Consider the following 13,316-nt stretch of genomic DNA (forward strand, 5'->3'; position numbering starts at 1 on the left):
GATGGTGCTCAGGGACCTACCGGACCCACCGGACCTGCTGGTATCGAAGGACCTACTGGACCTCAAGGACCTATCGGGCCTACCGGACCTGATGGTGCTCAGGGACCTACCGGACCCACCGGACCTGCTGGTATCGAAGGACCTATCGGACCCACCGGACCTACTGGTCCTACCGGAGAAGTCGTTTTGGCTTATGGATCTTTAAGAGGAGCTAGTGTAGAGGTACCTGGAGCAACATTCACACCTGTACCCTTTAGTGTGACTGGACCTTTATCAAGCACTATCACCGTTAGCACATCGGGCAATGAATTAGTTGTAGGAGAAAGCGGAATTTATCAAATAACGATATCTATCAACGCTGAAGCCACTGTTGACCCAGATCCAGATCAGCCATATCTAAATGCTATTATTACTGTTAATGGCGTACCGATTTTTGGTGATACCAGTACTTTCTTTAAGATATCTAACAGAAGTAGTTCAACGTATGTGGTTCAAGCTGCCTTAACAGCAGGAGATGAAGTAGGAGTAAGTATTATTTCAGACTTCCCTATTTTAGGTTATATGAATCGCTCATTAACAATTGTTCAATTAAGTAACTAAAGAATTTTCAATGTTAATAATGATGGTCCTATATTGTAGTTTCCTATTATAAATATTACCACTGACCCGTTGAACCTGACGGCATTCAATGACCTATCGGACCATCTGGATTTGCTGTTTCAGCCGATATTCTGAACGCACCAAATACCACCCAGTGACACTTCCATTGTGTCACTGGATGGTATAGGTGATACCTTAATAGTAAAGCACTTTACTCAACCCATATTATAAAGGGCTTACCTTTAAAGCCGGCCCTAATAAAGCACTATTTTTTCAACACAAACGGCATAGCAATGTTGGCTATGCCGTTTTACCGTTAACCTCTTTTACATTCAGCAGTTCAGTCACAATAAAGTAAGTTCTTTAAATCTCTATAATAAAAATACCGTAATGAATTTATCATTGATAAATAACTCTTCTTTTTATAAAACATCGTCACCATACTTTGAAATAATAAACTTTTCAATAATCTTATTTCTATTGTATGTACAGCATGTAATCATACATTTATTTCTTAATTTTTCTAGCATATTCCATTCTTAAAATTATATTGAGAGTATCTTCTCATAAGTCATATAACAGCTAAATAGAAGAACATCCAACCAACCAATTATATTCATAAGAATGTATACTTCTGCAACGGAAAAAGTCAGTTTAATTCTTTTCGAATATAATACATTAGGCGCTAAATTAACGCTATTAAATAATGTATAGGAGGAAGCTTTATGCATTTCAAGAAACCTCAAGAAATGAATATATGCGATTGTAGTGATACAAAAAAATGTTCATGTAATAAATGCTCCAATCAAGATACAACTCGTAAGTCCTGCACATGTCACTGTTGCCGTTGCATGGGGCCTACTGGACCCACTGGACCTGCTGGACCCACCGGACCTACTGGGCCTACTGGACCCGCTGGTACTCAGGGTGTGGCCGGGCCTACTGGGCCTACCGGACCCGCTGGCGCTCAGGGTGTAGCTGGGCCTACCGGACCTACTGGACCCGCTGGTGCTCAAGGTGTAGCCGGACCTACTGGGCCCACCGGACCTGCTGGTGCTCAGGGTGTAGCCGGACCTACTGGACCCACTGGACCCGCTGGTGCTCAAGGTGTAGCCGGACCTACTGGACCCACCGGACCTGCTGGTGCTCAGGGTGTAGCTGGGCCTACCGGACCTACTGGACCCGCTGGCGCTCAGGGTGTAGCTGGGCCTACTGGACCTACCGGACCCGCTGGCGCTCAAGGTGTGGCCGGACCTACTGGACCTACCGGACCTGCTGGCGCTCAGGGTGTAGCTGGACCTACTGGACCTACTGGACCTACCGGACCTGCTGGCGCTCAGGGTGTAGCTGGGCCTACCGGGCCTACCGGACCCGCTGGAGCTCAAGGTGTGGTCGGACCTACTGGGCCCGCTGGTGCTCAGGGTGTAGCTGGGCCTACCGGGCCTACCGGACCTACTGGCGACGAAGGGCCTACCGGACCTACTGGACCTCAGGGACTTATCGGGCCTACTGGACCTACTGGACCTCAGGGACTTATCGGGCCTACAGGACCTACCGGACCCGCTGGCGACGAAGGGCCTACCGGACCTACTGGACCACAGGGACTTATCGGGCCTACAGGGCCTACCGGACCCGCTGGTGACGAAGGGCCTACAGGACCTACTGGACCACTGGGACTTATCGGACCTACTGGACCTACTGGACCCGCTGGACCTACTGGACCCGCTGGTGACGAAGGACCTACCGGACCTACTGGACCACTGGGACTTATCGGACCTACCGGGCCTACCGGACCCGCTGGCGACGAAGGACCTACCGGACCTACTGGACCGCAGGGACTTATCGGGCCTACTGGGCCTACTGGACCCGCTGGCGATGAAGGTCCTACCGGACCTACTGGACCACAGGGACTTATCGGGCCTACCGGACCTACCGGGCCCGCTGGCGACGGAGGACCTACCGGGCCTACTGGACCACAGGGACTTATCGGGCCTACCGGACCCGCTGGCGACGAAGGGCCTACCGGACCTACCGGACCTACCGGTCCTGCTGGCAATGGAGCAATTATTCCGTTTGCTTCCGGTACCCCTGTTGCTCCAACAACAATCGCACTTGGCCTTGCAGGCCTGCCTGCAGTTGTAGCCTTTGGCAACAGCACTGTATTGACAAATCTTCTGGGGGCTACCATTGACTTAACCGGTGCATCCGGGTTGCTGATAAACATGTCCTTCTCTATGCCTAGAAACGGAACCATTACAAGCATTACAGCATATTTCAGTGTGGTGGTCGGACTGAGCTTACTCGGCACAGACTTAACTGTTCATGCTCAGCTTTATCAATCAACCACACCTAACAATATATTTTCACCCATCGCCGGGACCAATGTAACCCTCTCACCTAGTTTAGGCGGAGTCATCAGTATTGGAGATATTGCCACTGGCACACTCTCTGGCTTAAATATTCCGGTATCAACCGGAACAAGGCTTTTGATGGTATTTACTGTCACTGCCAGTGGTCTTGCCCTGGTCAACACGCTTACAGGCTATGCCAGCGGCGGCGTTAATATTAATTGATACCAATAAAATAAAAGTGCTGCAAACAATGTCTCCATGGTTGAGGCGGCGGTTTCCGGGCATACTGATCGGTTTACCTTCATTATTATAGTAAACATAGAAGCCCAGCTCCGTCAGAGGCACAAATTTCAAAAGGGCATAGCCACCGGCTATGCCCTTTTCATAATTCACCCTTTCACTCCGCCTCCGGTAATACCTGCAATGATCTTCTCCGATAAGAATATATAAAGAATAAAGGTAGGTAAAAATACAATGATAACAGACGCAAACATACCTGACCAGTCTCCCGTATACTTCATGGAATTGATCATGGAGTAAAGTCCCACCGCAACGGGCCGCACCCTGTCAGAGTTGGCAAAAATCAGGGAAATGAAATACTCATTCCATATATTGATAAAGTTAAAAATAGTAACCGTTATAATTCCCGACTGAGCCATAGGAAACATGATCAGCCAGAAAGCCCTCATAGGAGGACAGCCGTCAATAGCCGCCGCTTCCTCATATGCCCTGGAAATGTTAGCAAAAAACGTCAGAAGAAAAATAGTGGTATAAGGAACATTGATCCCAACATAGAGGAATATCAGCACCGCCTTATTGGCAATGTAATGATTCAGCACACTCATGCCTGCAATCAGGCTGAACAGGGGAAGCACAATCATGACCACCGGAACTCCCATGGCGGATACAAGGCTGGTCTGGATCATTTTATTGCCCATAAAATTAAAACGGGACAAAACGTATGCGGCAGGCGCACAGATCAAAATGAGCAATGTACAGGAAATAACCGAATACATCAGGGAGTTGAAGAAAATAGAGGATACATTGGAATTGGTCCACGCCTTTATATAATTATCAAAATGAATCCCCTGGGAAAGAATATTACCTGAAAAAATCGCCTTTGTCGTGGAAAAACTGGCAGCCACAACCCAGCCCAGCAATACAACCGTAAATAAAATCCAAATACTAAGGAGCAGATATCCCGGAAAAAGTCTAAGCTCTTTTTTCCAGTTAAACGGCTCCGCAAACGCTCTCTTTTTAGCTATCAATTTCCCCTCCTTAGAATTCCAGATCATCGTCTTTTATCAGCTTATTGCATATCATAAAGACGGCCACAACACAGATGCTTAAGAGCACGCCAATGGCCGCCCCCAAACCTGCATTTCGTTCCGTCATGCTGTTGCCCGCCCCAAAAATCATCATATACATATAAACCATGGGAGTAATGGTCTGGGTATCCGCCGTAACCGTTGAAAATAACTGGGACCAGACAAAGAATCCCACAGAGGTGACGCTCCACATGGTGATATTGGTTTTAAACACACCTTTTAAAAGGGGAAATGTGATATAACGGAACTGATTCAGCTTATTTGCCCCATCGAGAGTAGCCGCCTCATAATAATCCTCACCGATCCTCTCAATTCCGCTGGCAAATATCAGCATATGGTATCCCACCATACCGAAGCAGTAAGCAATGAGAAGGGCCATGAACTTATGGTCATTATCAAGCCATTGGACCTTGGCTAAATGCTTAAGCCCCAGGGCAGTAAACACATCCTTTAAAAGCCCGAACTTGGGACTGTACACATACTGAAGCCACATGGTCGCAAGAGCAACCGCACTGACTACGTTGGGAAGGTAGATCATCGCCCTGAAAAAGCTTTTAAAGCGTATTCCGCTGGTAATGATGACCGCAAACAAAAGAGCCAGAGACATGACACCCAAACCGCCTATGAGCCAGATGCGGAACAGATTCCACATAGATATGCGGAATAAGCTGGTTTCAGCCAGCTTCTGGTAATTGGCAAGTCCGGTGAATTGCCACTTTGCCATAGAATCCGTAATTCCCTCGATTTTGAAAAAGCTCATTAAAATTGTCCTGAGAATGGGATAAAGGAATACAAGGACAAACATTAGGACTGCCGGTGTCAGAAATACGGCAATCATGGTCTTATTCTTCTTCACGTTAAAATACCTCCCCGGCTTTCCTTAATTGCATGGTGGCACCGTCAAAACGGTGCCACCATATAGAATCTTATTGATCCGGATTATTTGCCCGCTGCTGTAAGAGCGTCTACGAATTCTGCTGCAGTCATGGAGCCGCCGCAAAGCTTCATAAAGTTCTCTTTGATGATGGGGGTCAAATCTGCATTGGCCTCTGCTCCGGCTGCCCATGGATACCGTACGCTTAAGCTGTCCATAACAGGTTTTACGCTGGCAAGCTGTGCCGGCCATTCTGCATTTCTGGAATCTGCCGGAATGCCCATTGACAATTCAGACATCTTCTTGTCAAATTCACCCTGGGTAATATACTCAATCAGCTTAAATGCGTTTTTACCGTTTTTGGAATTCTTATTGATTGCAAGAACCTGGGCGCCGTAGTTGGCAGCATTGGTTCCGTCTTTTCCGCCTTCCACTGCGGGATAGCTGAAGCAGCCCCATTTAAAGTCTTCTCCGGCCATATCCTTTACTTCATTGGGAAGCCAGGAACCATTTAAGTACATAGCCGCTGTTCCCATTGCAAGCTCCTGATTCTGACCTGAGGGCCATACATTGGAAGCGATTGTTTCTGAAAAATATCCTTTTTGTGCAAAGCTTTCATAAGCCTGGGCAGTCTTAAGGACTGCGGGGTCATCCCATTTACCTTCTTTTACAACAACTTCTGTCTCCGGCTCACCAATCAGCCTGGACATGTGGTAACCGAACATGGAAACAATGTAAGCATCGTCGCAGGTAATAGGTGTATAGCCTGCATCTTTGATCTTCTGGCATGCTGCGTCCAGCTCTTCCCAGGTCTTTGGCACTTCCGTAATTCCTGCCTCGTCAAAAATGGTCTGGTTATAGAAAAATGCAAATACATTGGGCTGGTAAGGAATGGACTTTAAGGTTCCCCCTCCCACTTCCCGGCAGGCTGACATCAGCCCTGCATTGGCGTTGGCCTCATATCCGGAAGCCTTTGCCATTTCCTCTAAATCCATTAAGTACTGGCCCCACGTTGTATTTACGCGGTCAATATCCTCATCAAACAAGTCGATGTTGGTTCCGGCGTCCAAAGCAGGCTGTAGGCCTTCCCGGATTCCCGTACGTCCCTTAAACTGAACGTCAACCTTAACTCCTGTATCTGCTGTAAATTTTTCAATTGCCATCTGGATTGCCTGGCCCTGAGGCTCTGTTGACTCCCACATGGACCAGTAAACAAGTCCTTCTCCGCCTCCTGCAGCCGCTGATGTTTCCTTTCCTCCGTCAGAAGAAGCTGTTGTAGCCGGTGCGGAAGCCCCTCCTGAGCAGCCCGCCAAAAGACTGCCCACCATTACTGCACTCAGCGCAACACCCCAAAAACGTTTTTTCATATTTCTACCTCCCTGTTGTTATCCGGCTTTTCTGCCAGATGTCTTGTTAAATCTATATTATTACACTTTTGGGTAAAATGCTTTGTACAAAAGGTCATCCTTTTTTACATTTTAGGCTTTTATCATTCGCTTTTTTCATAATAAGAAGTTAAAATATAAACAAATCTTATACTACATGCACAATATCATTTTATAATTGGAAAAGGATTGAATTGGAAAGACCAGGGGGAATATATGAAGTATAAGTATATAGAATTGACAGAAGAGCTGACCATACACCGGATTGTCAGCATCCATTATTTTGAATATATGAGCGATTTCACCTTTGCAGGAGAATCTCATAACTTTTGGGAATTACTCTGTGTGGATAAAGGAGAAGTGGATGTTGTTGCCGATCATGATCGGATGACCCTTCAAAAAGGGGAGGTTATTTTTCATCAGCCAAATGAGTTTCACCGGGTTCTGGCTAATGGGGTCATCGCACCCAATCTGGTGGTCATTGGGTTTGAATGCCAGTCACCCCACATGGCATCTTTTAAGGAAAAGGTTCTGAAGGTGGGGCTTGAGGAACAGGAGCTTCTGGCCCGGATCATTGCAGAAGCCCGGTTGGGCTTTAACGGAAGGCTTGACAATCCTTATCAGGAGGTTCTGGTACGTAAGGACCATGGGCCTTTTGGGGCGGAACAGATGATAAAAATTTATCTGGAGCAGTTCCTGATACAAATGTATCGCCGTTCCCTTCCCGCCCGGCAGGCGCCTCTTGTTTATAAGAAAACGCCTTCCGCAGAAGATGTTTATGAAACCATTCTCTATTATTTTGAAAAGAATATTTGTGTTCAGCTGACCATTGACCAGATCAGCCGGGATAATTTAATCAGTACCTCCCAGTTGAAAAAGCTTTTCTGCGAGAAAGCAGGCACCGGGGTCATTGAATACTTTAACAGCATGAAAATAGATGCGGCCAAGCAGCTCATTCGGAACCGGCAGCTTAATTTCACTCAGATTGCCAATCATTTGGGATACACTTCGGTTCACTATTTTTCCAGACAATTCAAACATTTGACAGGGATGACTCCTTCGGAGTATGCCACCTCCATTAAAAAGCTGTCTGATAAAAACTTACTAAGGGAAACAGAAGCCTGAGGTCAGCTTCTGTCTCCCTCAGGCTTCTTTATTTGTATCCGTTTGGATTTTTAGACTGCCATCTCCAGGAATCCTGGCACATTTCATCAATGCCGTGCTCTGCTTCCCAGCCAAGCTCTTTTTTTGCCAGAGCCGCATCTGCATAGCACTCTGCAATATCGCCGGGACGGCGGGGTTTGATGGAGTAGGGGATGGGCTTTCCGCATGCTTTTGAAAAAGCTTCGATCATCTGAAGCACGCTGAATCCCTGTCCTGTTCCCAGGTTGTAAACCCGGACCAGAGACTCTGAGGATGTCATTTTTTCAAGAGCCTTTACATGGCCGACGGCTAAGTCCACCACATGAATATAGTCCCGGACACCGGTTCCGTCAGGAGTATCGTAATCGTCTCCAAATACTCCCACTTCCTTTAACTTGCCCACTGCAACCTGAGTGATGTAAGGAGTCAGGTTATTGGGAATTCCGGCAGGATCTTCTCCGATAAGGCCGCTCTTATGAGCTCCTACCGGATTGAAGTAGCGGAGAATGGTCACATTCCACTCAGAATCTGCAGTATGAAGGTCTGTAAGAATCTGCTCCAGCATGCTTTTTGTCTGTCCGTAAGGATTGGTAATGACTCCCTTGGGGCATTCCTCTGTAATGGGTACAAAAGCAGGATCTCCGTATACGGTGGCGGAGGAACTGAATATGATGTTTTTCACCCCGTGATCTCTCATGACATCGCACAGAATCAAGGTTCCGGTAATATTGTTGTGATAATATTCCAGGGGCTTGGAAACAGATTCTCCCACAGCTTTTAATCCGGCAAAATGAATGACAGCGTCAATCTCTTCGCATCCGAATATCTTATCCAGCGCAGCTTTATCCAGAAGGTCCGCCTCATAGAAAGTTACAGTCTTTCCGGTAATAGCTTCCACTCTCTCTAAGGAAACCTTAGAAGAATTGCAAAGATTATCTACCACCACAACCTCATGGCCCTGCTCCAAAAGTTCAATGCATGTGTGGCTGCCGATATATCCGGCACCTCCGGTTACTAATATTCTCATATATTCTCCTCTCTCCCAGGTATCCTTCATTTCCTTGAGTCAAACCCAGGTGCAACATGAATTTTATCAATCAGCCGTATGGCAGGCAGTTAAGCGAACCCGGCTTCTTTATCACATTTAAGAACGATTTCTTCCATCTCTTTCCACTTCTTTTCCATGTCAGCCACAAGCGCAAGCTGGGTTCTGGCACGGTCCAGATTGTGGTTTTCCCTGCTGATATGGAAATAAGTATCTCCCTGAAGGAAATCCGTTAAAAAGCGGGTACCGCACTCAAAGGTCATCAGCTTTGCTCCCATGGGAAGCATCCTTTTTTCCTCCGGCGTCAGACTTCCCCGGCAGCCTTCTATATATCCTTTGGTGTATATTTCAAACAAAGGAAGGGATAAGGATACCTTGCTCACATCAGGCTCATCTTCATCTGCCGTATTGGCTCCGAAGCGGATGGAATCCCCGAAATCAAAGATGGACAGTCCCGGCATAATGGTATCTAAATCAACCACGCACAAAGCTTCTCCTGTTGCATCGTCAATCATGATGTTATTGAGCTTGGTGTCATTGTGGGTAACGCAGAGAGAAAGCCTTCCATCTTTTAACATGTCCATGACAACAGACGCTTCTTTCTCCCGGTCGAGAATAAACTTTATTTCCTTCTCAACCAGATGGGCACGTCCGCAGACATCAGCTTTTACAGCTTCCTTAAAAGTCTCTAAGCGAACAGGGGTGTTATGGAAATTAGGGATGGTTTCTGCCAGCTCATCTGCCGGATATTCCGCCAGTAACCCCTTAAACCGTCCAAATGCCTTTCCGCTTTGGTAAAAGTCCTGGGGATCTCTCACCTTGTCATAGGTGGTGGCCTTGTCTATAAATATATAGCCTCTCCAGTAATTTCCCTCACTGTCCCGGCAGTAACCCTTTCCGTCTTTTGCCTTGATCACATTTAAGGTTTCCCGCTCCGGGTCGCCGCCTTGGGCTTCTATCCGCTCCCTTAAAAATGAAGTGACTCCTTCAATATTTCCCATAAGAGACACCGGGTCCTTAAATACCTCGTGATTGATTCTCTGTAAAATATAGTGTTTTTCCTTTTCTTCTGTCCTGCAGATCAGGCGGAAGGTATCGTTAATATGGCCGCTTCCATAGCGCTCCCAGGAAACCGGCTCTCCTTCAAAGGCCAGAAGTCCAATGGCCTCTCTGATCTTTGTGCACTGTGCGTCTCCCATTACATTTCCTCCCATAGCCTTTCCGGATACAGACCGTCATCTTTCAGTTTCTGGATGGCATTTACTACTGTATCTTTATCTTCCTTATAGGTGACTCCGTACCAGCGGTCCACGCTTTTTAACACGGAAACCTCTGCCTTGTCTTCCTTTAACAGCTCATCCACCACAAATGGAAGGAAGTATTCGCACTTCATGGGATTCTTAGGAAGTTCCCTGTCTAAAAATGCGGCAAACCGTTCCTCAAGCTCTTTTAAAATGCTGCCTGTAAAGCCCCACATATTCATGGATACAATGGTGCCATCTCCCAGGCCAATCCAGGTTTTTCCGCCGTCTTCCGTATACTCTGCCTGATCTCCGTGTTTTTCTATTCTGGTCCGCTCATGAATGTCCACAAGCTTTCCGGCATCGTCTGTAGTGCACACGCCTCTCGCCACATGGCCGTTTTCCGTCAGGGTGTTGTAAAGCTGGTAACCTACCATGGTGTACTGGTATTTTTCCCCGTCGGAAACGCTGTTTAACTGGTTATATATAGAAGAAAAGGCACTTCTGCCGTAATAATCATCTGCATTGATCACAGCAAAGGGTCCGTCTATCATATCCTTGCAGCATAAGATAGCATGGCCTGTTCCCCATGGCTTTTCCCTTCCTTCAGGAACCTTGTATCCTTCCGGAAGCTCATCAAGCTCCTGATACACATACTCCACCTGGACATAGTCTGCCAGGCGATATCCGATTTGCTCTTTAAATTCCTTTTCAATGCTCTTTTTAATAATAAAGACAATCTTTTCAAATCCTGCCCGGACTGCATCGAAGACAGAAAAATCAATGATCTTATTTCCATAAGCATCCACAGGGTCAATCTGCTTTAAGCCTCCGTAGCGGCTTCCCATGCCTGCTGCCATAATTACCAGAACCGGCTTCTTGTTCATTGCTGTTACCTCCTGTTTTTAACTATCCTCAGTATAGTGAATGTAGGCAAAAAGATATTTGCACTATCTATTATTTAATTTGTACTATCGTATTCTTCTTCCCATTTTTTCAAAGAATATGATATACTGTCACCGAAAGGAGATTTCCATGGCCTATAAAAGTACTTTACTCCGTTCTTCCACTGTTATTAAAAAAATCGTGACCATCCACTATTTTGAATACATGAGTGACTTTTCCTTTCCGGGGGAAAGCCATGACTTCTGGGAATTTGTCTGCGTAGACAAGGGAGTCATTGATGTGATGGCAGGAGACAAGAAAATTCCTTTAAAACGGGGAAATATCATCTTCCACAAGCCGGGAGAGTTTCACACCATACTGACCAACGGGACTGTTGCCCCGAATCTGGTGGTGGTGAGCTTTGAATGCAATTCTCCCTTTATGCGGGCATTTGAAGGGGAAGTCCTGTCCGTTCAAGAGACGGAAACGGCCCTGCTGGCCCAGATTATCATAGAAGCCCGGAATGCATTTTCCGGGAGGCTGGACGATCCCTACCAGGAGGAACTGATCCGGAAGCAGCCTTCTCAAGCCTTTGGGGCGGAACAGTTGATCGGAAATTATTTAGAAGAGCTGATCATCCACCTTTACCGCAGATATTTTTCAGGCCCTGAGCAGATTCCCACAGGACGGGTTACAGACAGTTCCAAACACGGAGACGCCTACAACCGCATCGTCCGGTATATGGAGGAGCACCTTGGAGAGCAGCTCACCATTGAAACCATATGCAGGGATAACTTAACCGGGCGGTCCCAGCTTCAGAAAATATTCCGCAATGCCCACGGCTGCGGGGTCATTGATTTCTTTACCCGCATGAAAATAGACGCAGCCAAGCAGCTGATCCGTAACAACCAGCTTAATTTCACTGAAATTGCAGACCGGTTAGGCTACAACTCCGTCCATTACTTCTCCAGGCAGTTTAAAAAGCTGACCGGGATGACACCGTCAGAATATGCCGTCTCCATCCGGTCTTTGTCAGAAAAATAGCCGGATGAGCCCTGATTTTTCAAATAGGAAAAGGCAGGAATCTCCCGCCTATCCGACTTTTAATTTAAATTTTTTTGCGTCCTTTTCTGAGTCCACTTTTTCGATCATGGCTCCAAGGCCCTGAAGCTTTTCTTCAAAGCATTCATAGCCTCGCTGTATGTATCCGATTTCATCTACAACTGTATACCCGTCTGCAGCCAGACCGGCAATGACCAAAGCTGCACCGGCCCGAAGGTCAGGGGCATTGACGGAAGCTCCGGTCAGGCCTCTTACACCGTCAATAACAGCTACGTTTCCTTCTACTTTTACATTGGCTCCCATGCGGGACAGTTCATCCACATAGCGGAAGCGGTTTTCAAAAATACTCTCTGTGACCACACTGGTTCCGTTTGCGAGAGCCAGGGTCACAGCCATCTGAGGCTGCATATCTGTAGGAAATCCAGGGTAGGGAAGGGTTTTGATGTCGGTGTGTCTTTGAGCAGATTTTCCCACCACCCGGACTGCGTCGTCAAATTCAGCTACTTCACATCCCATCTCCAAAAGCTTGGCAGAAATAGCCTCCAAGTGCTTGGGGATGACATTCTTAACCATCACATCGCCTCTGGTGATGGCAGCGGCACACATAAAGGTGCCTGCTTCGATCTGGTCCGGAATAATGGAATATTCCGTTCCATGAAGCTTTCTGACTCCCTTAATCCTGATGGTATCTGTACCGGCTCCTTTAATATTGGCACCCATGCTGTTTAAAAAGTTGGCTACGTCAACGACATGAGGTTCTTTTGCTACGTTTTCCAAAATGGTCTGGCCTTCAGCAAGGGTTGCTGCCATCATAACGTTGATGGTGGCTCCTACGCTGACTACATCCAGATAAATATGGCTGGCTACCAGATCAATGGCATGGGCGATCACTGCTCCCCGCTCGATCTTTACGTCAGCGCCGAGGGCACGAAAGCCCTTTAAATGCTGGTCAATGGGCCTGCTGCCGATGTTGCAGCCGCCGGGAAGAGGAACCTGGGCGCTTTTATATTTGCCAAGCATGGCTCCGATGAAATAGTAGGAAGCTCTTATTTTGCGGATATATTCGTCATCCACTGCAACCTCCCGTATGGTCTTTCCGTTGATCCGTACCGTATGTCTGTCGATCCGTTCCACTTCTGCGCCGATTTCCTCAATGGCTTCCAACAATACATTTATATCTCTCACATCCGGCAGGTTATCAATCAGGACATCTTCGTCTGTCATGATGGCTGCTGCCAGGATTCCCAAAGCCGCATTTTTGGCTCCTCCGATGGTAACTTCACCTACCAGGGGATTGCCGCCTTTCATAATATACTGCTCCATTTCACACCTCTGATCACTCTGTTATCTATTACAATTTTCTTAAGTTTTAATCGTTAGTCTTTAATGATTATAACATATC

At 47.0% G+C, this 13,316-nt stretch carries 11 protein-coding genes and 1 pseudogene; 5 read left to right on the top strand and 7 right to left on the bottom strand.

What is annotated here, in order from left to right:
* From V7M78_RS03290 to V7M78_RS03300, 3 genes and pseudogenes are all read left to right on the top strand, one after another.
* Window positions 1–205: pseudogene (locus V7M78_RS03290) on the top strand (hypothetical protein); the annotation flags it as partial.
* On the top strand, window positions 187–600 hold the full coding sequence (locus tag V7M78_RS03295) for a hypothetical protein (protein ID WP_333646398.1): 414 nt from the start codon (window positions 187–189) through the stop codon (window positions 598–600). The pseudogene V7M78_RS03290 and the gene V7M78_RS03295, both read left to right, overlap by 19 nt.
* A gap of 851 nt (window positions 601–1,451) precedes the next feature.
* Window positions 1,452–3,173: an exosporium glycoprotein BclB-related protein gene (locus V7M78_RS03300; RefSeq protein WP_333646399.1), complete on the top strand. Its 1,722-nt coding sequence runs from the start codon at window positions 1,452–1,454 to the stop codon at window positions 3,171–3,173.
* Between the two features lie 167 nt (window positions 3,174–3,340).
* Here the strand turns inward: V7M78_RS03300 and V7M78_RS03305 are convergent, their stop codons facing one another.
* From V7M78_RS03305 to V7M78_RS03315, 3 genes are all read right to left on the bottom strand, one after another.
* On the bottom strand, window positions 3,341–4,246 hold the full coding sequence (locus V7M78_RS03305) for a carbohydrate ABC transporter permease (protein WP_333646401.1): 906 nt from the start codon (window positions 4,244–4,246) through the stop codon (window positions 3,341–3,343).
* Complete coding sequence (locus V7M78_RS03310; protein ID WP_333646402.1) at window positions 4,230–5,135, bottom strand: carbohydrate ABC transporter permease; 906 nt, start codon at window positions 5,133–5,135, stop codon at window positions 4,230–4,232. The genes V7M78_RS03305 and V7M78_RS03310 overlap by 17 nt, the downstream gene beginning before the upstream one ends.
* 83 nt (window positions 5,136–5,218) lie before the next feature.
* The gene (locus V7M78_RS03315; protein ID WP_333646404.1) at window positions 5,219–6,520 is read right to left on the bottom strand and encodes an ABC transporter substrate-binding protein; all 1,302 of its coding nucleotides are present in this window, start codon (window positions 6,518–6,520) and stop codon (window positions 5,219–5,221) included.
* Between the two features lie 234 nt (window positions 6,521–6,754).
* Between V7M78_RS03315 and V7M78_RS03320 the strand changes: the two genes are divergently transcribed.
* Entirely contained in the window at window positions 6,755–7,663 is a 909-nt protein-coding gene (locus tag V7M78_RS03320; RefSeq protein WP_333646406.1) for a helix-turn-helix domain-containing protein, read from the top strand.
* 28 nt (window positions 7,664–7,691) lie between these two features.
* On the opposite strand, the gene galE is transcribed toward V7M78_RS03320, so the two are convergent.
* The 3 genes from galE to V7M78_RS03335 form a co-directional block, all read right to left on the bottom strand.
* A complete protein-coding gene (gene galE, locus V7M78_RS03325) occupies window positions 7,692–8,708 on the bottom strand; it encodes a UDP-glucose 4-epimerase GalE (RefSeq protein ID WP_333646408.1) in 1,017 nt (338 codons plus the stop codon).
* Between the two features lie 89 nt (window positions 8,709–8,797).
* The gene (locus V7M78_RS03330) at window positions 8,798–9,925 is read right to left on the bottom strand and encodes a phosphotransferase enzyme family protein (RefSeq protein ID WP_333646409.1); all 1,128 of its coding nucleotides are present in this window, start codon (window positions 9,923–9,925) and stop codon (window positions 8,798–8,800) included.
* Window positions 9,925–10,854: a sugar phosphate nucleotidyltransferase gene (locus V7M78_RS03335; protein WP_333646411.1), complete on the bottom strand. Its 930-nt coding sequence runs from the start codon at window positions 10,852–10,854 to the stop codon at window positions 9,925–9,927. The genes V7M78_RS03330 and V7M78_RS03335 overlap by 1 nt, the downstream gene beginning before the upstream one ends.
* Window positions 10,855–11,002: 148 nt before the next feature.
* Between V7M78_RS03335 and V7M78_RS03340 the strand changes: the two genes are divergently transcribed.
* Window positions 11,003–11,896 carry an AraC family transcriptional regulator gene (locus tag V7M78_RS03340; protein WP_333646412.1) on the top strand — a complete coding sequence of 298 codons (894 nt, stop codon included), beginning with the start codon at window positions 11,003–11,005 and terminating at the stop codon, window positions 11,894–11,896.
* Window positions 11,897–11,944: 48 nt separating this feature from the next.
* Here V7M78_RS03340 and V7M78_RS03345 read toward each other — a convergent pair whose 3' ends face one another.
* Entirely contained in the window at window positions 11,945–13,237 is a 1,293-nt protein-coding gene (locus tag V7M78_RS03345; RefSeq protein ID WP_333646414.1) for a UDP-N-acetylglucosamine 1-carboxyvinyltransferase, read from the bottom strand.
* Window positions 13,238–13,316 lie beyond the last annotated feature (79 nt).

The organism is Lacrimispora sp., assembly GCF_036758025.1.
GTDB lineage: Bacteria > Bacillota > Clostridia > Lachnospirales > Lachnospiraceae > Lacrimispora.